Genomic DNA, 23,765 nt, shown 5'->3' on the forward strand with positions numbered 1-23,765 from the left:
TTTCTCCTTAATCTTCCTCAAAAATAAAGACTTCTTCAATAGTCTTTCTAAAATACCTAGCAATTTTAAAAGCTAGTTCCAACGACGCATTATAGCGACCTTTTTCGAGTGAAATGATGGTCTGCCTCGTGACTCCCATCTCATCTGCTAACTCTGCCTGACTAATCTTATTAGCCTTGCGAAGTTCCTGAATTTTTGTTTCCATGTGGTACCTCAACTTTATCGTTTATTCTCAAATAGTTAAACTCCTTACTTTTCTTCGTTAAGTTTACTTTACATTTATAGTATAGTTTACTTTACATATTTTGTAAAGTCTTTTTTACATTTTTTGTAAAGTTTTCTTTACTTATTGAATTACACATAAATAGAAATAGTCGAATGATTCTGTCAGAGCATTCAAAAAAGCTGGCCAATCACTCAGCCAACTTTTCTGGTCTTATCAAATTTTTGATAACTTATTTAGTTTTAAGGCGCTCAACATCACGTGCAATCACCAACTCTTCATCTGTTGGGATAACAAATACTTTAACAGCTGACTCTGCTGTTGTAATGTCGCCTACATGTCCAAAGACATTCTTTTCAGGATCCACTTCAATACCAAACCAAGTGAGACCATCCAAGACTGAAGCACGAACTTCTGCAGAGTTTTCACCAATACCTGCTGTAAAGACGATAGCATCCGCTCCGTTCAACACACCGAAGTATTGAGCAATGTATTTACGCAAACGATCCACATAAAGATTATAGGCTAACACACATTTTTCATCGCCAGCATTCTTACCAGCAATGATATCACGCATATCACTTGATTTTTCAGAAATACCAAGGAGACCTGATTCCTTATTAAAGACGTGACGGATACACTCTGCATCTGCCATTTCAGGCTCACGGTCGATAACAAATGGAATAATCGCAGGGTCAAGATCCCCAGTACGTGTTCCCATCATAACGCCACCAAGTGGTGTCAACCCCATTGACGTGTCTACTGATTTACCACCATCAACGGCAGTAATTGAAACACCATTTCCCACATGGGCTGTGATAATCTTAGTTTCTTCAATTGGCTTACCTAACAACTTAGCTGCTTCTTGAGAAACATATTGGTGGCTAGTTCCGTGTGCTCCATACTTACGGACTTGGTAGTCTGTATAGTAACGATTAGGCACTGGATAACGGTAGGCTACTTCCGGCATAGACGTATGGAAGGCTGTATCAAAAACAGCAACACTCGTAATATCTGGGAGGAGCTCCTTAAAGGCCCGAATCCCTGAAGCTGCACCTGGATTGTGCAAAGGTGCTAAGGCTGACAATTCTTCAATCTTAGCCAAGGCATCTTCATCCACCAAGCTTGATTCTTTGAAATATTCTCCACCAGCAACCACACGGTGACCAACACCTGTAATTTCATCATAACTCTTGATAATATCAAAACGAATCAAATCATCAAGCAAGATTTTTACTGCCTGAACATGGTCAGCAATATCTAGGGTTTGCGATTCTGAACGGTCATCAAATTTTACTGTTGAAACAGAATCTTTCAAGCCGATACGTTCAATCAAACCCTTAGCAAGAACAACTTCATCTGGCATCTCATATAGTTGCCATTTCAAGCTTGAGCTTCCTGCATTAATTGCTATTGTTTTTGTCATAAGCCACCTCTTTGTAAAACGCTTTCAATAATATAGTCCTATTCTAACATGTTTTGCTAGAAAATGGAATTATCTGATTTCCATTTTTGGAAATTCTCTGTAAAATCTTTGAGGACCTCTGGGTTTTGCAAATCACTAAGTGGATAAACAAAGGTCTCAGGAGCATTTTCAGTTTGTTTTTTAAGCACAAAGATAGACTTCATGTTATGTTTATTGCCAAAAGCTGCTTCTGGAAGAGTGATAACGGCAATAATATCAGCATATCCTGATAGCCATTTCTTAAGCAAATCACTTTGTGGGCTTGTCAAAAGATTAGTTGGTGCCAAAAGAATAGCAATACCATCTTTCTTCAGGTACTTGAGTGATTGCTCCATGAGAAGGTGATGGGCATAGGTGTGTTCACCGGTTGCTGCAACCTTGAAACGACTCGCAATCTCATCATTTGGGTAATAACCAACAGGTAGATCACTGATAATAACATCACTCTCTTTGAGAATGTGTGGTCGAACAGCATCTTCTTGGATGTAAACTGCACTTGAATTCACCACATCAGCAATGCTAGCTGACAAATCGATAAGGAGATCGTCAACTTCCATTCCCATATAATTAAGGGTTTTCTGACTATTATTTAGAAGAGTTTCAGCCAAGTTTCCTGTCCCCGAACCAATCTCCAAAATATCTAATTGGTCGTCCTTGGTCAAACCTTCAAGTAGGTAAAGAATGATAAATCCAATAGCATCCGGTGTAAATTGGTGATTGGCTTGTAAGGCTTCCAATTGCCCTAGTTTAATAAACAAGAACTGAAAAGCACGACGCCACTCCTCTTTACTTAGATCAAGGGCACGTAATTTCTCGTTGTTTTTGATGATGACTTCATTAGCTACCTCAGCCCCCAAATAATAGGAATTTTGCTCAATAAGCGCATCGTAAGCATGGGTTCCAAGATCATTTTCAATGGTTTGGACATTTTCTAACAACAGCTCAAAGGCTGTCTCAATTGCTTCAAAATTCATGATTTCCTCCGTCCTTCTATCATATCAAAAAGGAAAGAGAATTTCTATTTCTGCTCCTGCTTCTTCACATAACGATAGGTCTTGATTTGACCTTTACTGGCAACTCTAACAATCACTTGTTTGTCCTTAACCTCATAAGTCGTAGTTCCCTGAGAGAAACTAAAAGCACCTGCTTCCTTGTCCGCCAAGTCCATGGTCATCTCTGCCATGAGACGACTCTGACTGGAGATCATTTGCGCTTGGTTCTGTCTAGAGCTAGCAACCACCCGCTCCAGATAAACATGAAGAAGGAGTGTGAAAATGCCAGCCATAAACAGAGCATATAGGAGAACACCTCCCCTAACTTGTTTTTTCAAAAGCATAAACAAAACTCCTTTGTAGCCCATTTTTAAGAGTCACTTGGATGGTGACTATCTGGCTCTTTTGGCTTATCGTACTAGATTTTACATTAAAAAGCATAGGTTGGTAACCTCGACCATCAGCATTTGTTTTTCGAAAATCAGTAGCACTTGATAGTCCAAAAGCTAAGTCTTGATTATCCTGCTTGACATAGAGTTTGTTCCCCTCTACCTTTACCAACTGACAACCTTCTAATTCTGCCTCCATTTGTTGAACAAATAGGAGCCAGTCTTGGTTTTCTTGTTGCTTGACCTGCTTAACATTGCTCACCAATACTGTGGTCAGACCTTGATAAACTTGAATTGAACCAGCAATCACCAATAGAGCTACTAGACATTCCAAGAGGGTAAAAGCACGAACCTTGCTATTGAGAGACATGAATAATCTCCTTTCCTGATTCATAAACCGCGATACCTTGCTTGCTACGTTTAACTGTCACTGTGATGCCATTTAAGGTCAACTGATCCTGTTTGGTCTGAACTGCCATGGTTGCCACACTCAAGACCTCCTGTTGGTGGAGATTCCTAGCCATTAGCCTACGATTGGTATTGATTTGTTCCAAAATAAGACCACTGACAAGTACTAAAACAGCCATTGCTACCAGGCTTTCGATAAGAATATAGCCTCTAAGAGACCGTCTTTTTATATTTACCGCTGCCCATATTAAGCTGATAGGTCACCACCTCCTTATCACTTGAAAAACGAATCTTTGTGAGGCTAGAGTTGCCTCCTTTGGCATCAAACACTAGCGTCTGCCCCTTATCCAGATGTATATTTTTAGGAATCACCAGACTTGATTTTCCGTTACTGATTTTATCCTTGGCCAACTGCAATTCAACATTGGACCCTTCCGCCGCTGCCAAGCGCTGACTATCTCGGTATAGGTACTCAAAGCGCAGATAAAAAAGATTAGTCTCAACCTGCTGAAAAATACCTGTGACTGAGCCTGATAAACTCAGAGTGAGAAAGGCAACCACTGCTAAAGTCACCAGACTCTCCAACAAGGTAAAGGCTCTAATTGGCCACTGAGCGGCTTTCGCCACCATGTTTCGCATAGTAATCATTGTATGAATCTGCCTGTTTTTGCGTGATTTGACCTTCTGAAACAAGAGCGGCTAAGCTAGCTGTCTTGTTATTCTTCATTTCATAAAGTTCTGCTTGAGAATCCACGACCTTGACCACAGCCGCATTTCCAGTCTCTTTAACAGAATCCTTCTGCTTGCTCAAGTTAGGTACAAAGAGCAAAAGGAGAATACTGATAATGAGAAGCACGACCAGCATTTCAATCAGCGTAAAAGCACGTAATTTAACGGCATTCAATTTTTTCAACATCATTTTCATGACATCATTCCTTCCATATTTTGATACATTGGTAATAGCATAGCTGCATAGATCATTACAATCACGACAGCAACAATAACAAAAATGAGGGGTTGCACAAAGGTTGTTGCCTTATTAAGACGGTTAAAGAAAGCCTGCCAAACCTCTTCAGCATAGACTTCTAACTCATAGCCCAACCTAGCATTAGCCTCTCCATAAGCAATAATTAAGGATAGTTCCTTAGTGAAGAAAGGGTGACTAGCAATACGGTCAGGAAAACTCTGTCCTAGCATCAAGGCTTCTTCTAAATCAGTCCCCAGCTCACGAAAGAGCTTGGACTTTTGCTCTTTCATTAGAGCAACCAAGTCTAGCAAGTCAATACCTTGCCCTAAGAGATTTCCCCATTCTCTAGCATAATAGGCGGTCGTATATAGCCTGACAGTTTGGCCTATAAAAGGGATTTTTGCCATTCGTCGATAAAAGACAAGGGCTGGCTGGCGTTTCACCCATAGATAGAGAATTAAGCTTAATACAAGCAGTCCGCACAAAGTCACAAAAAAGAGCTGGGGAAAAATCTGAACCAACTGTACAGCCCAATTCTCCTTACCATCCCCCTCTAACAATTGAGGTAAAAGATAATTTTTGAGCCCCAACATAATCAGAATCAGGAAACCCAGAAGTAGAATAGGGTAGGTCGCTACCTCCATGAGTTTCTTACGAACCTTGGTCATACGAAGCATATAGGTTTCAATCTTGGTTAAACTCCCTAGAAGGTTACCGTGCTTATCAGCAAGGGCAATCTGAGTAACAATATTGTCCGAAAAGCCCACTGACGCAAACATCTGGTCCAACCTGTCGCCTCGCATTAAACTCGCTTTCATAAGAGACAATGACGATTCTTTCAACAAGTGACTTCGCTCCAAAAAGTCTACGATTTCAGTCAAGGTAAATCCTGCCTTTAAAAGTTGTTTAAAAAGCTGGATAACCTTAAGTTGCTGATTAATCTTTAATTTTTTCCCCTTGGATATCCCCTTCAGTGAGATATCCTTGTTTAACCAAGCCTTCCAACTGCTGGTTCCAGCTGGTTGACGAATGGCTTTGGAAATTTTCACTGGCAAAATCAATCACACCTCCTCCCTTAATCAGACGCATGTAGGCAATCCCTTGAAGGGCATTATCCAACTCAGATTTATCTACACCAAGGTCCAGAAGACGCTCATAAACACCTGCCACACTCTTTGCGTGAATAGTTGAAAGAACAGTCACTCCCGTCAGACTAGCTCTAATAACCGCTCGAGCAGTCTCCTTATCTCGAATCTCTCCAATAATCAAAACATCCGGGCGGTGACGTAATGATAGCTTAATCAAATTATCATAGGTCATGTCAATTGCTTGATTTACCTGGAGTTGCAAAACATTATCCTGTTTGATTTCCACAGGGTCCTCAATCGAAATCACCTGCTGTCCCTTAAAACGCTCCTGAACCAACTCATGCATAAGCGTAGTCTTTCCAGAACCAACGGGACCTGCAAAGAGATATAATCCACGATAATCCAAAGCATCCATAATAGGCTGGATTCCTTGATTCCAGTACACTAATTCTCGACGTTCGGAATGTAGAACACGAATAACTAAACTTTCTAAGCCACGATAATCCCCAACGGTAGACAAACGCAGAGAAACCCTTTGACCATCACCACAATCATAGTCACAGGAACCTAGTTGACTCCTACGCTTCTCACCCACCATCATTCCCGCCACAAATTTAAAGTGACCAATAAGACTAGCCATGAAATCAGGCCGATATACATCAATTAATCTCCTCTCCTGGCCAACTCGCATATAGAGCTCGTAATTATCCTGACGTGGAATGACGTAGATGTCTTGAGCCCCACAACTATCAGCATTTTTGATCATTTCCTTAGCAAATTCTGTTACCATAAGGACCTCCTCATAGACCTATTCGTAAAAAGTTTAAGAAAATGAAAAAAAGCTCGAAAATTTCGAGCTTCTGCATTATTTAACGTTTAATTTTACAGTGGGCATGATTTGGAAGGTCATTTCGCTTTTCATATCCCGGACGGTATTTTTCCTCAGGAATTTCCTGCCAATCATCCAAAAGAGCAATCGATTGATAGACCTGCAGGTATTCGTCACACTCCTCACACCAGTGCTTATCCTCTTGATTCCAAAAAGCAGTCATGACACTACTACGGCTGATATAACTTGGAAAGGTTTCCTCCATCGCAAACCAAAGTTTTTTATAGTACTTGAGGGCATCGTAAAAATCTTCAAATTCCTTAGTACTGATGATATCCTCTTGCCAGCCTTCTAGGAACCACCACGGTTCCAAATCCCCTTTCATTTCAACTACTTGGTACATTTTTCTTTCTCACTTCATCTTTGGTGTTCTTATTATACAAAATTTTCTGGAAAAGATAAAAAAAATGGTCTTATATTTTATATTTATCAAAAATAGAAGAGATTCTAGTCATATAAATACGAAAAGAACCCACAATTCATTGTGAGTTCTTTTGCTTTCGTTTTAGTCTTCAGATGATTCCACAATTGCTTCATCAACAGCAATGTTTTCAATAACTTCAACTTCGTTAACTGAAAGTGGTTCAATGTTACGGTAACGAGCCATACCTGTACCAGCAGGGATAGTCTTACCAATGATAACATTTTCTTTAAGACCAAGGAGATGGTCTTTCTTACCACGGATAGCTGCATCTGTAAGGACACGTGTTGTTTCTTGGAAGGAAGCCGCTGACAAGAATGAATTTGTTTCAAGTGAGGCTTTCGTAATACCAAGAAGGACTGGACGAGATGTTGCAGGAACACCACCAGAGATAACAATATCTTTGTTAGCATCTGTGAAGTCAGAAATGTCCATAAGTGTACCTGGAAGGAGATCTGTATCACCTGGATCCATAACACGTACTTTACGAAGCATTTGACGAACCATTACTTCGACGTGTTTGTCACCGATTTCTACCCCTTGGCTACGGTAAACTTTTTGTACTTCTGCAAGAAGATAAGTTTCAACTGACAAGGTATCACGTACTTCAAGGAGACGTTTAGGTTGGATTGAACCTTCTGTCAAGGCCGCACCACGGTGTACTTCGTCACCCACTTCAACTTTCATACGAGCTGTAAATGGAACAACGTATTCACCCATTCCAGTCTTACCTTGAACGAAGACTTTCTTAGTACGTGTTGCAGCATCTTCTTCGATTTCAATAACAGTACCCTTAACTTCAGTGATAACCGCTTCCCCTTTAGGATTACGTGCTTCAAAGATTTCCTGGATACGTGGAAGACCCTGTGTGATATCGGTATTTGAGGCTACCCCACCGGTGTGGAAGGTACGCATAGTAAGCTGTGTACCAGGTTCCCCGATAGATTGAGCGGCGATAGTACCAACTGCTTCACCAACTTCAACCGCATCACCTGTTGCCAAGTTGATACCGTAACAGTGACGGCAGACACCGTGACGTGTGTTACATGTAAAGACTGAACGGATAGTTACTTCTTCAACACCAGCATTGACAATAGCAGCAGCCATGTCTTCAGTAATCAAAGTATCTGGACCTACGATTACTTCACCTGTTGTAGGATTCTTAACTGATTTCTTAGTGTAACGACCTTGAAGACGTTCTTCAAGTGTTTCCGTAACTTCTTTACCATCAGTAATCGCACGGATAAGAAGACCTCGGTCTGTTCCACAGTCGTCTTCACGGATGATAACATCTTGGGCAACGTCAACCAAACGACGAGTAAGGTAACCTGAATCGGCTGTCTTAAGGGCCGTATCGGTCATACCTTTACGCGCACCGTGAGTAGAGAAGAACATTTCCAAAACGCTCAAACCTTCACGGAAGTTTGAAAGGATAGGCAATTCCATGATACGTCCGTTAGGAGCGGCCATCAAACCACGCATACCGGCAAGTTGAGAGAAGTTAGAGATGTTACCACGAGCTCCTGAGTCCATCATCATAACGATTGGGTTCTTAGGATCTTGTGTTTCAATCAGACGTTTTTCAAGGGCTTCTTTCGCTTCACGCCATGTTGTTGTAACAGCAACATAACGGTCATCATCTGTCATCAAACCACGACGGAAGGCCTTGTTAATTTCTTCAACACGGTGGTGAGCAGCATCGATAATTTCTTGTTTATTATCGATAACTGGGATATCGGCGATACCAACTGTCAAACCAGCAAGTGTTGAGTGGTAGTAACCAAGGTCTTTCAAACGGTCAAGGAAGGCTGATGTTTCAGTCGTACGAAGACGTTTGAAGGTTTCAGCGATGATGTTACCAAGATTTTTCTTCTTGAACGGTGCATTAATTTCCAAACTATCAATTACTGTTTGGATATCTTGACCTGGTTCAAGGAAGTACTTATCTGGTGTACTATCTGTCAAGTTCTCATTTGTTGTTTCTTGAAGATATGGAATTTCTGCTGGGATGATTGAGTTAAAGAGAATCTTACCAACAGTTGTAACCAAAATCTTGTGAAGTTGGTTTTCTTTCCAAGGTTTATCAGGCATGCTGTCTACTGCAATACCTACACGGCTATGCAAGTGAACATAACCATTACGATAAGCCATAACTGCCTCATCAATATCCTTGAAGACCATACCTTCACCCTCACGGCCTTCTTCTTCCATAGTCAAGTAGTAGTTACCAAGAACCATATCCTGAGATGGCGTTACGACCGGTTTACCGTCTTTAGGGTTAAGGATATGTTCAGCCGCAAGAAGGAGCAAACGTGCTTCAGCTTGAGCTTCTTCAGACAATGGAACGTGGATGGCCATTTGGTCACCGTCAAAGTCGGCATTGTAGGCCTCACATACCAATGGGTGAAGACGAAGGGCCTTACCATCAATCAAGACAGGTTCAAAGGCCTGGATACCCAAACGGTGGAGGGTAGGTGCGCGGTTAAGAAGTACTGGGTGTTCCTTGATAACATCTTCAAGAATATCCCAAATACGTTCATCACCACGTTCAACCATACGTTTAGCGGCTTTCACGTTACCTGCGTATTCACGCGCAACGATTTCACGCATCACAAATGGTTTGAAAAGTTCGATGGCCATCAAACGTGGCACACCACATTGGTACATTTTAAGTGTTGGACCAACGGCGATAACGGAACGTCCAGAGAAGTCAACACGTTTACCAAGCAAGTTTTGACGGAAACGACCTTGTTTACCTTTAAGCATGTGGCTCAAAGATTTAAGTGGACGACTACCTGGTCCAGTGATTGGACGACCACGACGTCCATTATCGATAAGGGCATCTACCGCTTCTTGCAACATACGTTTTTCGTTTTGCACGATGATACCTGGAGCATTCAATTCAAGCAAACGAGCCAAACGGTTGTTACGGTTAATAACACGACGATAAAGATCGTTCAAGTCTGATGCCGCAAAACGTCCACCATCCAATTGAACCATTGGACGAAGGTCTGGTGGCAATACTGGCAAGATGTTAAGAACCATCCATTCTGGTTTGTTACCAGACTTGTAGAAGGCATCAAGAACGTCCAAACGACGAACTGCTTTAACACGTTTTTGACCAGTTGCTGTCTTCAACTCTTCTTTGAGTTCAGCAATTTCAGCTTCTAAATCCACTTGTTTCAAGAGGTCTTGGATAGCTTCTGCACCCATTTTAGCGACAAATGAACCATGTCCATACTCTTGCAATTTTTCACGATATTCACGTTCTGTCAAGAGAGATTTTGGTTCAAGTGGTGTTTCCTTTGGATCGATAACCACGTAGGCTGCGAAGTAAATAACTTCTTCAAGCGCACGAGGACTCATGTCCAAAGTCAATCCCATACGAGAAGGGATTCCCTTGAAGTACCAGATGTGTGATACTGGTGCTTTCAACTCGATGTGACCCATACGTTCACGACGAACCTTAGCACGTGTTACTTCAACACCACAGCGGTCACAAACGATACCTTTATAACGGATACGTTTGTATTTTCCACACGCACATTCCCAGTCCTTAGTTGGACCAAAGATCACTTCGTCGAAGAGACCTTCACGTTCTGGTTTGAGCGTACGGTAGTTGATTGTTTCAGGTTTCTTAACTTCACCATAAGACCATGAACGGACCTTAGTTGGTGAAGCTAGTGTGATTTGCATACTTTTAAATCGATTTACGTCAACCACTAGTATTACCTTTCTTTTGTTCTATTGACAATAGCAGCGCTATTCTCACCTTTATCAGCTACCTTAGCAGAGAGAGTGAACTCCCTCTCTAAAGCTTATTTTATTCTGTTTTATCTGAAGCTTCTTCTTTAGCTTTTTCTAATTCAGCAGCTTCTTTGGCTTGTTGCACACGTGCTTTTTCAAGATCATCAACGTGCATGACATCGTCGTCTTCACCTTCATCAAGATCACGCAATTCAACTTCATAATCATCCTCATCAAGGACACGCATATCAAGACCAAGTGATTGCAATTCTTTAACAAGTACTCGGAATGATTCTGGTACACCTGGTTTTGGAATTGGTTTACCTTTAGTGATAGCTTCATAGGCTTTCAAACGTCCGTTAACGTCATCTGACTTGTAAGTCAAGATTTCTTGAAGGATATTTGACGCACCATAAGCTTCAAGGGCCCAAACCTCCATCTCACCGAAACGTTGTCCACCAAATTGTGCTTTACCACCAAGAGGTTGTTGGGTAACAAGTGAGTAAGGACCTACTGAACGAGCGTGAAGTTTATCATCAACCATGTGGTGAAGTTTGATCATGTACATGACACCAACTGACACACGGTTATCAAATGGTTCACCTGTACGTCCATCGTAAAGGATTGTCTTAGCATCACTATCCATACCTGCTTCACGAACAGTATCCCAAAGGTCTTCTGAGCTTGCCCCATCAAAGACTGGTGTTGCGATGTGGATACCCAAGTTACGAGCAGCCATACCAAGGTGAAGTTCCATAACCTGACCGATGTTCATACGTGATGGCACCCCAAGAGGGTTCAACATGATATCAACTGGTGTACCGTCTGGAAGGTAAGGCATGTCTTCAACAGGAACAATACGAGAAACAACCCCTTTGTTACCGTGACGACCGGCCATCTTATCTCCGACCTTAATCTTACGTTTTTGAGCGATGTAAACACGAACAAGCATGTTAACACCTGATTGCAATTCATCACCGTTTGCACGTGTGAAGATTTTAACATCACGAACGACACCATCACCACCGTGAGGTACACGGAGTGATGTATCACGTACTTCACGAGATTTATCACCAAAGATAGCGTGGAGAAGACGTTCTTCAGCAGAAAGGTCTTTTTCACCCTTAGGTGTTACCTTACCAACAAGAATGTCACCTTCTTTAACCTCAGCACCGATACGGATAATACCCATTTCGTCAAGATCTTTGAGGGCTTCTTCACCAACGTTTGGCAATTCACGTGTAATTTCTTCAGGCCCAAGCTTTGTATCACGTGTTTCTGATTCGAATTCTTCCAAGTGAACAGAGGTATACACGTCATCTTTCACAAGACGCTCACTCATGATAACGGCATCCTCGAAGTTGTAACCTTCCCATGTCATGTAAGCGACGATAGGGTTTTGACCGAGGGCCATTTCTCCACCTTCCATAGATGGACCGTCAGCGATAAAGTCACCTTTTTCAACAATATCGCCAACCTTAACCAAAGTACGTTGGTTATAGGCAGTACCTGAGTTTGAACGACGGAATTTTTGAATAGTATAAACATCAAGAGAACCATCTTCACGACGAACTTCAACTTTATCAGCATCAGAGTAGACAACTTTACCATCGTGTTGAGCGATAACTGCAGCTCCTGAATCGTGGGCAGCTTGATATTCCATACCAGTACCAACATAAGGTGCTTTAGGATCAATCAAAGGCACAGCCTGACGTTGCATGTTGGCACCCATGAGGGCACGGTTAGAGTCATCGTTTTCCAAGAAAGGAATACATGCTGTCGCAACTGCAACTACCTGTTTAGGAGAAACATCCACGAAATCTACAAGGTGTGATGGGTACTCTTGGTTATTACCTTGGTGACGACCCATGACGATTTCTTCTGCAAATGTTCCATCTTCGTTCAATTTAGAGTTAGCCTGAGCAACTGTGTACTCATCTTCTTCGTCGGCAGTCAACCAAACTACTTCGTTGGTTACTTTACCAGTTGCACGGTCAACCTTACGATATGGTGTTTGAATGAAACCATACTTGTTAAGGTGTCCGTATGAAGACAAGTTATTGATCAAACCGATGTTAGGTCCTTCAGGTGTTTCAATTGGACACATACGACCGTAGTGCGTGTAGTGCACGTCACGAACTTCATATCCGGCACGGTCACGTGTCAAACCACCAGGTCCCAAGGCTGACAAACGACGTTTGTGTGACAACTCTGACAATGGGTTGTGTTGGTCCATGAACTGTGACAACTGTGAAGAACCGAAGAATTCTTTAACAGCTGCGGTTACAGGGCGAATATTGATGATTTGTTGTGGTGTCAAGACTTCGTTATCTTGAACTGACATACGCTCACGTACGTTACGTTCCATACGAGCCAAACCAATACGGAATTGGTTGGCAAGCAATTCACCAACGGCACGGATACGACGGTTACCAAGGTGGTCGATATCGTCTACTTTACCGATACCTTCAGCAAGGTTGAGGAAGTAGCTCATTTCAGCTAAGATATCCGCTGTTGTCAAAGCACGAACTTTATCATCTGGGTTGGCATTACCAACAATTGTAACTACACGATCTGGATCATTTGGTGCAACAACCTTGAATTTTTGAAGAACAACAGGTTCTGTAACCACCGCATAATCGTTTGGTGTGTATACAAATTTGTTCAAATCACCATCCAAGTATTCTGCGATTGAATCAATCACATCACGTGTCATTTCAGTACCAGCTTCAACAAGGATTTCACCTGTTTCAGGATCTACCAAGTTTTCAGCAATTGTTTGTCCCAAAAGACGTGTCTCGATGTTAAGTTTTTTGTTGACTTTGTAACGACCAACAGCAGCCAAGTCATAACGACGTGGATCAAAGAAACGAGCTACAAGCAAGCTACGTGAGCTGTCGGCAGTTTTTGGTTCACCTGGACGAAGACGTTCATAAATTTCTTTAAGCGCTTCATCAGTACGTGAATCTGCTGGGTTTTTGTGGATATCTTTTTCAATGGTGTTACGAACCAACTCGCTATCACCAAAGATATCAACAATTTCGTCATCACCTGAGAATCCAAGCGCACGCACAAGCGTTGTGAATGGAATCTTACGTGTACGGTCGATACGAGTGTAGGCGATGTCTTTTGAATCTGTTTCAAGCTCAAGCCATGCCCCACGGTTAGGGATAACTGTTGATCCATAACCCACTTTACCGTTTTTATCAACCTTATCGTTAAAGTAAACACCAGGTGAGCGCACCAACTGAGAAACGATAATACGTTCACCACCATTGATGATGAAAGTACCCATCTCAGTCATAATAGGGAAATCTCCGAAGAAGACTTCCTGAGTTTTGATTTCACCAGTTTCTTTGTTAATAAGACGGAAAGTCACAAAGATAGGTGCTGAGTATGATGCATCGTGGATACGAGCTTCTTCAAGTGTATACTTAGGCTCTTTCAATTCGTAACCAACGAATTCCAATTCCATAGTGTCTGTGAAGTTTGAGATAGGAAGTACATCCTCAAAAACCTCTTTAAGACCAGTATCCAAGAATTCTTTGAATGAATCCGTTTGGATTTCAATCAAGTTTGGTAAATCAAGAACTTCTTTGATTCTTGAAAAACTACGACGGGTACGATGTTTCCCGTATTGAACGTCATGTCCTGCCAAGTCTTCTACTCCTTTTCTACATTCGAGACCTGCTTTGCAAGTCGTGCACTTTAAATATTTGTCTTCTGCCTTTTTCAGTTGCTTGTCCCATTGACAAGTGATCAAACACTAAGATCCACTTATTTGATTAATGATAAGCGACAAACTTAATCTGTGAATTTTTAGAACCTTTAAATATGCGTTACAACACTTGAAAATCCTAAAAATAAGCACAAAAATAGCAGCTAAATCTGACCGAAAAAACGTTGATTTAACTGCTGTATCTCTTGATTGGACAATATTTCAACCAAGTAAGACGACAAATAGTTGTCTATATTATACCTAATTTTTTACTTTTTTGCAAGTTTTCTTGGCAATTCCTAATGCCCTCCAAGAATGCTAGACCAGGCTTTTTGATAGTCACTGTCAGTTCCACCAATAGCAAACTTGTAAGTCGTATCTCCAGGTCCATTTTTAGCCCAGTAAGTATCAACCATTTCACCACTTACAGAAACATTACGACCATTGACAGACACTGTTGCTGGTTTAAGACCTGTCGATTTGAGCACACTTGCCTTAATGGCACTTGAATCGATATTAAACTTATCTCCCGTTTTAAAAATACCTGGATTGGCATTATAGATAGCGGAAGTCAAACGAGCCATATATTGCGCATTATAGGTGTAACCCGTTTTAGAATTGGTTGGTGTATTATTGTCATAACCAGCCCAACCACCAAGAGTAATACCAGGCGTTGACACAATCAACCAAGCATCCGCAAAGTTATCTGTCGTTCCTGTTTTACCCATCCAGTCCGCTGAGGCTGCTGCACCATTGACATTTTTCAATTCAGAATGAAATTGAGTTGTTGCTCCCTTAACTACCACTTCTTTGAGCAAGTTATCCATGATGCTAGCCGTAGCTCTTGAAAAGACCTGAACCCCTTCAGATTTATGCTGATAGATAACTTCGCCAGTCCGATCGGTAATACTATCAATCATATAGCCCTTCTCATAGACGCCACCATTTGAAAGCATTTGATAGGCATTTACCTGTTGGGCAACCGTGGTTTCAATTCCTCCACCAAGGGGCAAACTCTCGATATTGTAATTAGCAATCTTATAACCCATCTTGGTCATATAACCCTCAACATCAACATCATGACGTTGAAGCATTTGATAAGTCCAAAAGGCTGGAATGTTCCATGAGGTATTGAGTGCCTCTTGTAGGTTCATCATAGCTGTACCCTTATCACCATCATGAAGAATAGGCGTTCCACCCGTAAAATTAGTTGGGTAGTTAGAAAGGATACTTGAGCTACCCATCAAACCTTGATCAATAGCAATTCCATAAGCGATAATAGGCTTAATAGATGAACCTGGGGAGCGTGCCGTATCAAAGGCATGGTTATTTTGGTTATTTTCGTAACTACGACCACCAACAAATCCTAAAATTGCTCCAGTCGCATTATCCATGAGCACATTTCCGACTTCAACACCACTATTGCCACCCTGGTCGAGGAGGCCACCATATTGACTCGCAGCATCTTGCATCGCATTATAAACTGCATTATCAATAGTTGTCTTAACGCTATAGCCACCTGTTTGAAGCTCTTGAAGAGCCCTCTCACGATAGCTTTCCTTTGTCTTATCATTTTTCAAATCTTGACTCGATACCTTGTCACGTTTAACGAGGTAATCATACATGACATCCTGAGCCTCAGACATGACAGAATAGTACAAATAGTCATGACTTACAGCATCAGACTTCTCACCAGCCTTGAAATCTTTAGTGATATCATAACTCTTATAGCTTTCGTACTGCGACTTATCTAGATAGCCGCCACGATAAAGATTGTAGAGTACATCTTGTTGACGTGCCAAGCCATAAGAAAGATCCTCTGCGTTTTTTAATTGACCGTCAGCTGTATAAGGTGAGTAGACAATCGGGCTCTGTGGCAATCCCGCCAGATAGGCCGCCTGAGGAACTGTCAAATCCGCTGCAGATACGCCAAAGATACCTTGAGCAGCCTCCTCAATACCAGCAATATTTTTCCCCTTGTTATTACGTCCAAAAGGAGAAACATTCAGATAATCGGTTAAAATTTCATTTTTAGAAACACGACGCTCCAATTGTAAGGCATAGATAATCTCTGCCGCCTTACGTTTAAAGGTTGGTGCATCTCCTGTTACCTGTTGCTTAATTAACTGCTGCGTTAGCGTCGAACCACCACTTGAAGAGCCAACTCCCAAAACTGATGACACCAAAGCCCTAAATACTGCCTTTGGCACAACACCCTTATGCTTCTTAAAATTTTCATCCTCAGTCGCAATGATGGCATTCTTGACATTGTTAGAAATCGAATCACTCTCAATAGGTGTTCTCAGCAAGTCAGTGTCAATATCCGCAATCTTCTTGGAATCGGAATAGCTCATCGAAGATACCAAACTAACCTCACTAATCTGATTCAACAAGGTTTTATCCTTAATCGACGGAACAGACTCAATTTGACTCCCCAAATAACCCAAACCAATTCCTGCACCGAACAAGGTAAGGACGATAATAACCACATAAAAGAAATCAGACAAGAGCTTTAAGGTTTTTAAGAAAACATCACCCATGTCTAAGAGTGTCATCCGATCTTCAGGCGACTTTCTCACTTGCTTACGATTCCACTTAGAATCAGTTGTAGCTTTCCTTTCATTAAAAGATTTATCCCCTCTTTTAGACCTAGGACCAGCAAATTTTGTGCGAATAGCCTGCCCTAGGCGTCTAAAATAATTTATTATTTTTTCAAAATTCATAGAAATACCTCAAAGCCTATTATAACAAACTTTGACAAAGCTTGCATAGGCCTACTTTCTTTTGGTATAATGGTGCAGAATATACTTTACTGGAGAATATCATGACAATTTTTGAAGAACTAAAAGCACGTGGCTTGATTTTTCAAACCACAGATGAAGAAGCCCTTGTAAAAGCCTTTGAAGAGGGACCCGTATCATACTACACTGGTTATGACCCAACAGCAGACAGTCTCCACCTTGGACACCTTGTAGCTATCCTTACAAGTCGCCGACTTCAATTGGCTGGACACAAACCTTACGCCCTCGTTGGTGGTGCAACAGGTTTGATTGGTGACCCATCATTTAAAGATGCTGAACGTAGCCTCCAAACCAAAGAAACCGTTGAAGGTTGGGTTGAAAAAATCCAAGGTCAGCTCTCTCGTTTCCTTGATTTTGAAAATGGTGACAACAAAGCCGTTATGGTCAACAACTATGATTGGTTTGGATCAGTCAGCTTCATCGATTTCTTGCGTGACGTGGGTAAATATTTCACAGTTAACTACATGATGAGTAAAGAATCTGTTAAGAAACGTATCGAAACAGGTATCTCTTACACTGAGTTTGCCTACCAAATCATGCAAGGTTACGATTTCTACGAACTCAACGATAAGTACGGCGTAACCCTCCAAATTGGTGGTTCTGACCAATGGGGTAACATGACAGCAGGTACTGAGCTCTTGCGTCGTAAAGCGGACAAATCTGGACACGTTATCACAGTTCCACTTATCACAGATTCAACTGGTAAAAAATTCGGTAAATCTGAAGGTAACGCTGTCTGGCTTGATGCTACTAAAACAACACCTTACGAAATGTACCAATTCTGGCTTAACGTTATGGATGATGATGCTGTTCGCTTCTTGAAGATTTTCACTTTCTTGTCACTTGAAGAAATCGAAGAAATCGGTAAAGAATTTGACCAAGCTCGTCACCAACGTTTGGCACAAAAAGTTTTGGCTCGTGAAGTTGTTACTTTGGTTCACGGTAAAGAAGCCTACGAACAAGCTGTTCACATCACTGAACAACTCTTCGCTGGTAACCTTAAAGCTCTCTCAGCACGTGACCTTAAAGTTGCCCTTAACGGTGTCCCAACTTATGAGATTTCAGCAGATGAAAATCTGAACATCGTTGAACTTCTCGTCAATGCTAAGATTTCACCTTCTAAACGCCAAGCACGTGAAGATGTCCAAAACGGAGCTATCTACATCAACGGTGAACGTGTACAAGACTTAGATTACACCCTCTCAGATACAGATAAAATTGATAATGAAATTACTGTTATCCGTCGTGGTAAGAAGAAAAACTTTGTCTTGACTTACTAATTTATAGCTATTCTCACTCCTTAATGGAGTGAGTTTTTTTTTTACCAAAAAAGAGCAGTTGGATTGATTCCCAACTACTCTCTTCAGAACACAAAAAAACCAGCACTAGGCTGGTTTTTGAGACTATCACATTAGTTATAGATTTTGAATGCATCATCGTCGTTTTGACCAACGAATGGCATTGCTTTACGCAATTCAGCACCAATCTTTTCAATTTCAAGCTCTTCAGCTTCTTTACGGTAAGCTTTCAAACGTGGGAAGCCAGCATCATGGTCTTCAACGAATTCACGTGCAAATTTACCTGATTGGATATCAGCAAGGGCAGCTTTCATGTTTTCTTTGACTTCTGGACCGATGACACGTGGACCAGTTACAAAGTCACCAAATTCTGCAGTATTTGAACATGATTGACGCATTTTCTTGAATCCACCTTCGTAGATCAAGTCAACGATCAATTTCATTTCGTGAAGCACTTCAAAGTAAGCTAATTGTGGTGCATAGCCTGCTTCAGTCAAGACTTCAAAACCAGCTTCAATAAGGTGTGTCAACCCACCCATAAGAACCGCTTGTTCACCAAACAAATCTTCTTCAGTTTCTTCTTTAAATGTTGTTACAAGTAATCCAACACGTGCAGAACCAATACCTTTAGCCCAGTCCATAGCGATATCTTTAGCATTACCTGTGGCATCTTGGTATACTGCGTAAAGTGCAGGAACACCAAAGCCTTCTGTATATGTACGGCGTACCAAGTGACCTGGTCCTTTAGGAGCAACCATAAAGACGTCAACATCTTTAGGAACCTTGATGAATTCGAAGTGGATATTAAATCCGTGTGCAAAACCAAGAGCTTTGCCTGCACTCAAGTTTGGCTCGATTTCATCTTTATAGATATCTTTTTGAATTTCATCTGGTGCCAAAACCATAATGATATCAGCCAATTTAGTTGCTTCTGCTACTGTGTAAGTATCAAAACCATCTTCTTTAGCTTTATCAAATGATTTACCTGGACGAACACCGATGATCACATCGTGACCTGAATCACGCAAGTTTTGTGCATGCGCATGACCTTGTGAACCGTAACCGATAACGGCGATTTTTTTACCGTCAAGTGCTGCTACTTTTACGTCTTTTTCATATTCCATTTGAACTGCCATAGTAATATGTCTCTTTTCTAAAAAAATATTTTATTGCCTTTTTAAGGCTGGGTTAACAAATTTAAGTTGGATTTTTAATCACGGGTAAATCCAGTAGCACCCGTACGAGCGATATTCTTAATTCCGTAAGGACGAATAACTCGTAGAAGCGCCTCGCTCTTTTCAGCATCACCAGTCATCTGGATAGTGATAGAGCTTGGTGCCACATCAACCACCGAAGCACGGAAAGGTTGAATAATCGCCAAGATTTCAGCACGCTTAGAGGTTGGTGCTGATACCTTAACTAGGATAACTTCACGTTCCAAGTGTGGCTGATCCGTGATATCACGGATACGAATCACATCAATCTGACGATTAAGCTGTTTGATGATTTGTTCCACTTCATTTTGAGAATTCACATCAATAATAATCGTAATACGTGAAACGTTAGGATCCTCAGAAGCCCCTACAGAGATACTTTCAATATTAACTTGACGTCGTGAAAGAACACCTGTGAAGCGGTTAAGGACACCCGAACGGTTCTGAAGTTTAGCTGTTAACATTCTACGCATTGAACTTCACCCCCAACATTTCGTGATTACTCTTACCAGCCGGAACGATTGGCAAGACATGCTCTTTACGAGAGATATCCACCTCGATGAACATTGGCACGTCTTCCTTGATAACTTCCAAATCCTGATCAATTGTCTCTGGATTATCAAACTTGTAAGACTTAATGCCATAAGCTTGAGCCATCAATTGGAAATCTGGAAGAGTATCAAAGACAGACTCTGATGTACGCCCTTCGTAGAAGGACTCTTGCCATTGACGTACCATACCAAGTGAGTGGTTGTTCAACATAACAACCTTGATTGGCACCTTGTAAATATTTAAGATAGCCAATTCTTGGTTCGTCATTTGGAAACCACCATCACCAACAAAGAGGATAACTTCTTTATCAGGATTAGCGATTTTGGCACCAATTGCTGCTGGGACACCGAATCCCATTGTTCCAAGACCACCTGAGGTCACCAATTGACGCTCATTTTGGTATGGATAATACTGAGCTGTCCACATTTGATGTTGACCAACGTCAGTAACAACAACAGCATCACCCTTAGTCAATTCACCGATACGCTCGATAACTGCCTGAGGCTGTACCATACGTTCTTTCTTATCGTAAGAACGTACACGTTCTTTGTCTTTTGTGACTTTTTCAATCCATTTTTCAGTGTTATTCTGAACCACTGGCTCTGCCAAGAGCATTTCAAGAGCTTGCTTGGCATCACCAACAACTGGAAGGTCCACTGCAATAATTTTACCAATCTCAGCTGGATCTACATCAATATGGACAACCTTAGCATTCTTAGCAAATGTTTTAGGATTACCTGTCAAACGGTCATCAAAACGACAACCAATGGCAATCATAAAGTCAGCATCGGTCATAGCAATGTTAGCTGCATATGAACCGTGCATACCACCCATACCCAAGAAGAGGGGATGACTAGTAGCAATTGTCCCTTGACCTAGAAGACTTGTAACAACTGGGATTTGGTAGCGTTCTGCAAAAGCAACTAGCTCCTTAGCAGATTCAGAATAAGACACCCCACCTCCAGCTACAATAACCGGCTTCTTAGCTTTACCCAACTGCTTCAAGATTTTCTTGATTTGCATTTCGTTTGGTCTTAGCGTCGGTTGGTAACTTGGAAGATTAATTTCAGGATCGTTGATGAAGGCTGTTTCCTTAGCTACAACATCTTTAGGGAGGTCGATAACAACTGGACCAGGACGACCAGTTGTTGCAATATGAACCGCTTCCCTAATAATACGAGGAATATCAGCTGTATCGCGAATCTGATAATTGTATTTTGTAATCGGCATGGTAATTCCGACAATGTCAGCCTCTTGGAAGGCATCCTTACCAATACCTGGTGTTGCTACCTGACCAGTAAAGACTAGGAGAGGTACGCTATCACTCATAGCATCTGCAATCCCTGTAATAGCATTAGTGGCACCAGGACCACTCGTTACAAGAGCAACACCGAGTTTACCAGTTGATTTGGCATAACCTTCAGCTTCGTGCAGACTTCCTTGCTCATGACGAGATAAGATATGATTAATCTTGTCATTTTTGTAAATAGCATCATACAAAGGAAGAACCGCTCCGCCAGGATATCCAAAGATAGTTGAAATCCCAAGTTCAAGAAGTGTATCAAGAATCAAATCAGCACCAGAGCGTGCTTCTTCAAGTTCAATTTTCTTCACATGGACCTCCTTTAGTAGTTGTTTTTTTCGAATTGTCTAAAAATTCAAAACCTTGTATACTATGATAACATTTTTAACCAAATTTGCAAGGGTTTCAGAGAAAAATATCACAAACTCTTCGGAAAGAATGTTCTTAGTTTTTTTCTTGTGCTTGACGTTCTGCTTTACGTTCTTCGAATTCTTCGTCACTCATCAAAGTTCCGCCGACGTTGGCTGATTTAGCAAAGGCTGTATAGCGACGCAACCAACCACTTGAAATTTTTGATTTGAAAGGTTTCAAATGTTTGCGACGTTCTTCAAGGGTTGCTTCATCGACAAGTAGATCAAGGGTACGATTTGGAAGATCAATCACAATTTCATCGCCATCTTCTATTAGGGCGATATTACCACCTTCTGCTGCTTCTGGAGAAACGTGACCAATAGCAATCCCACGAGTAGCTCCTGAGAAACGACCATCCGTAATCAGAGCCACATCCTTACCAAGACCGCGTCCGACAATCTTAGAAGTTGGTGCCAACATTTCTGGCATACCAGGTCCACCCTGAGGACCCTCGTAACGAATGACAACGACATGTCCCTTCTTAACTGTTCCATTGTCAATCAACTCAAGTGCTTGATCTTGTGAATCACAACAAATAGCTTTACCGCGGAAAGTTTTAACAGATGGATCTACACCACCGACCTTGATAACAGCTCCATCCTGAGCAATATTTCCGTAAAGGATAGACAAACCACCAACTGGTGAAATAGGATGCTCAATCGGATGGATAATTTCTTCATTTTTAATTTCAGCACCAGCTACGTTTTCTTTCAAGGTTTTACCAGTAACTGTAATACGGTCACCCTTAATAGCTCCCTTTTTAATCAACTGATTGATAATGGCTGGAACACCGCCAGCTTCATGCACATCATGCATGGTGTAAACACTTGAAGGTGCAATTTTAGAGAGATAAGGTGTCTTCTTGGCAATTTCGTTAATGTCCTTAAGGTCATAGTCAATACCAGCCTCACGCGCAATAGCAAGGGTATGGAGAACAGTATTGGTTGAACCACCCATGGCCATATCAAGAGCAAACGCATCATCGATAGCTTCTTTGGTCACAATATCACGTGGGCGAACATTATTTTTGATGTTATCCATCAATTTTGTGGCTGCTTGACGAACCAATTCACGACGTTCATCTGAAACGGCTAGGACAGTACCGTTACCTGGAAGGGCAAGACCCAAAACTTCCATCAAACAATTCATTGAGTTAGCGGTAAACATCCCTGAACATGAACCACAAGTTGGACAAGCATTTTTCTCCAAATAATCGAGCTCTTCCTTGCTCATATCTCCAGCCTGATAAGTACCTACAGCTTCAAACAAACTTGATAGCGTCGCTTGATGACCAGTCATGTCAACGCCACCCTTCATAGGGCCACCAGAACAAAATACTGCTGGCACATTAGTACGCATAGCTGCCAAGATCATCCCTGGTGTAATCTTATCACAGTTAGGAATGTAGAAAACCCCGTCAAACCAGTGGGCATTAATAACTGTTTCTGCAGAATCGGCAATCAATTCACGAGATGGAAGACTGTAACGCATCCCAATATGCCCCATGGCAATCCCATCGTCCACACCAATGGTATTAAACTCAAAAGGAATACCGCCAGCCTCACGGATGGCTTCCTTGGCAATATCTGCTAATTCACGCAAGTGAACATGCCCTGGAACAATATCAATATAAGAGTTACAAATAGCAATGAAGGGCTTTTGCATATCCTTGGCAGATTTAACTTGCCCAGTCGCATACAAAAGTCCGCGTGCTGGTGCCTTATCAACACCAACTTTGATCATATCACTTCTCATGATGTTACCTTCAATCTATAAAATTTCTTACAACATATGTTACCACTTTGGAAAGTAATGTCAAGGAATTTTCAGAATATTTCTGTAATTTCGAAAAGATGTCCCAACCGTATCAAAACTGACA

At 41.5% G+C, this 23,765-nt stretch carries 19 protein-coding genes; 1 reads left to right on the forward strand and 18 read right to left on the reverse strand.

The genetic code is table 11. The features are described from left to right. Positions 1–7: 7 nt before the first annotated feature. The 14 genes from HMPREF2607_RS00335 to pbp1b all read right to left on the reverse strand — a co-directional run bounded on the left by HMPREF2607_RS00335 (position 8) and on the right by pbp1b (position 17,030). Positions 8–205, reverse strand: a complete 198-nt coding sequence (locus HMPREF2607_RS00335; RefSeq protein WP_014635114.1) for a helix-turn-helix transcriptional regulator — start codon at positions 203–205, stop codon at positions 8–10. A gap of 250 nt (positions 206–455) precedes the next feature. Next, positions 456–1,649 (reverse strand): acetate kinase, encoded by a 1,194-nt coding sequence (locus HMPREF2607_RS00340; protein ID WP_014635115.1) that lies wholly within the window; start codon positions 1,647–1,649, stop codon positions 456–458. A 56-nt stretch (positions 1,650–1,705) separates the two neighbouring features. Beyond that, the gene (locus HMPREF2607_RS00345) at positions 1,706–2,662 is read right to left on the reverse strand and encodes a class I SAM-dependent methyltransferase (RefSeq protein WP_002885753.1); all 957 of its coding nucleotides are present in this window, start codon (positions 2,660–2,662) and stop codon (positions 1,706–1,708) included. A gap of 44 nt (positions 2,663–2,706) precedes the next feature. Next, positions 2,707–3,024 carry a competence type IV pilus minor pilin ComGG gene (gene comGG / locus HMPREF2607_RS00350; protein ID WP_021144683.1) on the reverse strand — a complete coding sequence of 106 codons (318 nt, stop codon included), beginning with the start codon at positions 3,022–3,024 and terminating at the stop codon, positions 2,707–2,709. Next, positions 3,002–3,439 (reverse strand): competence type IV pilus minor pilin ComGF, encoded by a 438-nt coding sequence (gene comGF / locus HMPREF2607_RS00355; RefSeq protein WP_021144684.1) that lies wholly within the window; start codon positions 3,437–3,439, stop codon positions 3,002–3,004. The genes comGG and comGF overlap by 23 nt, the downstream gene beginning before the upstream one ends. Further along, positions 3,426–3,656 carry a competence type IV pilus minor pilin ComGE gene (comGE, locus tag HMPREF2607_RS00360; RefSeq protein ID WP_021144685.1) on the reverse strand — a complete coding sequence of 77 codons (231 nt, stop codon included), beginning with the start codon at positions 3,654–3,656 and terminating at the stop codon, positions 3,426–3,428. Before comGE ends, comGF begins: the two co-directional genes overlap by 14 nt. A 31-nt stretch (positions 3,657–3,687) precedes the next feature. Continuing rightward, positions 3,688–4,116 (reverse strand): competence type IV pilus minor pilin ComGD, encoded by a 429-nt coding sequence (gene comGD / locus HMPREF2607_RS00365; protein WP_253183813.1) that lies wholly within the window; start codon positions 4,114–4,116, stop codon positions 3,688–3,690. Further along, the gene (comGC, locus tag HMPREF2607_RS00370) at positions 4,076–4,390 is read right to left on the reverse strand and encodes a competence type IV pilus major pilin ComGC (protein ID WP_037611125.1); all 315 of its coding nucleotides are present in this window, start codon (positions 4,388–4,390) and stop codon (positions 4,076–4,078) included. The genes comGD and comGC overlap by 41 nt, the downstream gene beginning before the upstream one ends. Positions 4,391–4,398: 8 nt before the next feature. After that, positions 4,399–5,499 carry a competence type IV pilus assembly protein ComGB gene (comGB, locus tag HMPREF2607_RS00375; RefSeq protein ID WP_142246479.1) on the reverse strand — a complete coding sequence of 367 codons (1,101 nt, stop codon included), beginning with the start codon at positions 5,497–5,499 and terminating at the stop codon, positions 4,399–4,401. Further along, positions 5,381–6,322 (reverse strand): competence type IV pilus ATPase ComGA, encoded by a 942-nt coding sequence (gene comGA / locus HMPREF2607_RS00380; protein WP_002887018.1) that lies wholly within the window; start codon positions 6,320–6,322, stop codon positions 5,381–5,383. The genes comGB and comGA overlap by 119 nt, the downstream gene beginning before the upstream one ends. A gap of 79 nt (positions 6,323–6,401) precedes the next feature. Continuing rightward, the gene (locus HMPREF2607_RS00385; protein WP_070475328.1) at positions 6,402–6,764 is read right to left on the reverse strand and encodes a DUF1033 family protein; all 363 of its coding nucleotides are present in this window, start codon (positions 6,762–6,764) and stop codon (positions 6,402–6,404) included. A 162-nt stretch (positions 6,765–6,926) separates the two neighbouring features. Next, positions 6,927–10,565: a DNA-directed RNA polymerase subunit beta' gene (rpoC, locus tag HMPREF2607_RS00390; protein ID WP_002887020.1), complete on the reverse strand. Its 3,639-nt coding sequence runs from the start codon at positions 10,563–10,565 to the stop codon at positions 6,927–6,929. A gap of 100 nt (positions 10,566–10,665) precedes the next feature. Beyond that, the gene (gene rpoB, locus HMPREF2607_RS00395) at positions 10,666–14,247 is read right to left on the reverse strand and encodes a DNA-directed RNA polymerase subunit beta (protein WP_070475330.1); all 3,582 of its coding nucleotides are present in this window, start codon (positions 14,245–14,247) and stop codon (positions 10,666–10,668) included. 359 nt (positions 14,248–14,606) lie between these two features. Beyond that, positions 14,607–17,030, reverse strand: coding sequence for a penicillin-binding protein PBP1B (gene pbp1b, locus HMPREF2607_RS00400; RefSeq protein ID WP_070475333.1), 2,424 nt, complete (start codon positions 17,028–17,030; stop codon positions 14,607–14,609). A 101-nt stretch (positions 17,031–17,131) separates the two neighbouring features. Between pbp1b and tyrS the strand changes: the two genes are divergently transcribed. Beyond that, positions 17,132–18,388 (forward strand): tyrosine--tRNA ligase, encoded by a 1,257-nt coding sequence (gene tyrS, locus HMPREF2607_RS00405; RefSeq protein ID WP_003092098.1) that lies wholly within the window; start codon positions 17,132–17,134, stop codon positions 18,386–18,388. Positions 18,389–18,519: 131 nt separating this feature from the next. Here tyrS and ilvC read toward each other — a convergent pair whose 3' ends face one another. From ilvC to ilvD, 4 genes are all read right to left on the reverse strand, one after another. Next, entirely contained in the window at positions 18,520–19,542 is a 1,023-nt protein-coding gene (gene ilvC / locus HMPREF2607_RS00410) for a ketol-acid reductoisomerase (protein ID WP_002887024.1), read from the reverse strand. 74 nt (positions 19,543–19,616) lie between these two features. After that, complete coding sequence (gene ilvN / locus HMPREF2607_RS00415) at positions 19,617–20,093, reverse strand: acetolactate synthase small subunit (RefSeq protein ID WP_002887025.1); 477 nt, start codon at positions 20,091–20,093, stop codon at positions 19,617–19,619. After that, on the reverse strand, positions 20,086–21,786 hold the full coding sequence (locus HMPREF2607_RS00420) for an acetolactate synthase large subunit (protein WP_022496094.1): 1,701 nt from the start codon (positions 21,784–21,786) through the stop codon (positions 20,086–20,088). Before HMPREF2607_RS00420 ends, ilvN begins: the two co-directional genes overlap by 8 nt. A 133-nt stretch (positions 21,787–21,919) precedes the next feature. After that, positions 21,920–23,641 (reverse strand): dihydroxy-acid dehydratase, encoded by a 1,722-nt coding sequence (gene ilvD / locus HMPREF2607_RS00425; protein ID WP_048790860.1) that lies wholly within the window; start codon positions 23,639–23,641, stop codon positions 21,920–21,922. Between the last annotated feature and the right edge of the window lie 124 nt (positions 23,642–23,765).

The organism is Streptococcus sp. HMSC078H03 (assembly GCF_001808655.1).
Classification (GTDB): Bacteria; Bacillota; Bacilli; order Lactobacillales; family Streptococcaceae; genus Streptococcus; species Streptococcus salivarius_G.

Coding starts and splice junctions, on each gene's coding strand:
- HMPREF2607_RS00345 (WP_002885753.1), bottom strand. CDS start 2,662: ATGAATTTTGAAGCAATTGAGACAGCCTTTGAGCTGTTGTTAGAAAAT.
- HMPREF2607_RS00340 (WP_014635115.1), bottom strand. CDS start 1,649: ATGACAAAAACAATAGCAATTAATGCAGGAAGCTCAAGCTTGAAATGG.
- HMPREF2607_RS00385 (WP_070475328.1), bottom strand. CDS start 6,764: ATGTACCAAGTAGTTGAAATGAAAGGGGATTTGGAACCGTGGTGGTTC.
- comGF (WP_021144684.1), bottom strand. CDS start 3,439: ATGTCTCTCAATAGCAAGGTTCGTGCTTTTACCCTCTTGGAATGTCTA.
- comGA (WP_002887018.1), bottom strand. CDS start 6,322: ATGGTAACAGAATTTGCTAAGGAAATGATCAAAAATGCTGATAGTTGT.
- comGD (WP_253183813.1), bottom strand. CDS start 4,116: ATGCGAAACATGGTGGCGAAAGCCGCTCAGTGGCCAATTAGAGCCTTT.
- pbp1b (WP_070475333.1), bottom strand. CDS start 17,030: ATGAATTTTGAAAAAATAATAAATTATTTTAGACGCCTAGGGCAGGCT.
- ilvD (WP_048790860.1), bottom strand. CDS start 23,641: ATGAGAAGTGATATGATCAAAGTTGGTGTTGATAAGGCACCAGCACGC.
- comGG (WP_021144683.1), bottom strand. CDS start 3,024: ATGCTTTTGAAAAAACAAGTTAGGGGAGGTGTTCTCCTATATGCTCTG.
- ilvC (WP_002887024.1), bottom strand. CDS start 19,542: ATGGCAGTTCAAATGGAATATGAAAAAGACGTAAAAGTAGCAGCACTT.
- ilvN (WP_002887025.1), bottom strand. CDS start 20,093: ATGCGTAGAATGTTAACAGCTAAACTTCAGAACCGTTCGGGTGTCCTT.
- tyrS (WP_003092098.1), top strand. CDS start 17,132: ATGACAATTTTTGAAGAACTAAAAGCACGTGGCTTGATTTTTCAAACC.
- HMPREF2607_RS00335 (WP_014635114.1), bottom strand. CDS start 205: ATGGAAACAAAAATTCAGGAACTTCGCAAGGCTAATAAGATTAGTCAG.
- comGE (WP_021144685.1), bottom strand. CDS start 3,656: ATGGCTGTTTTAGTACTTGTCAGTGGTCTTATTTTGGAACAAATCAAT.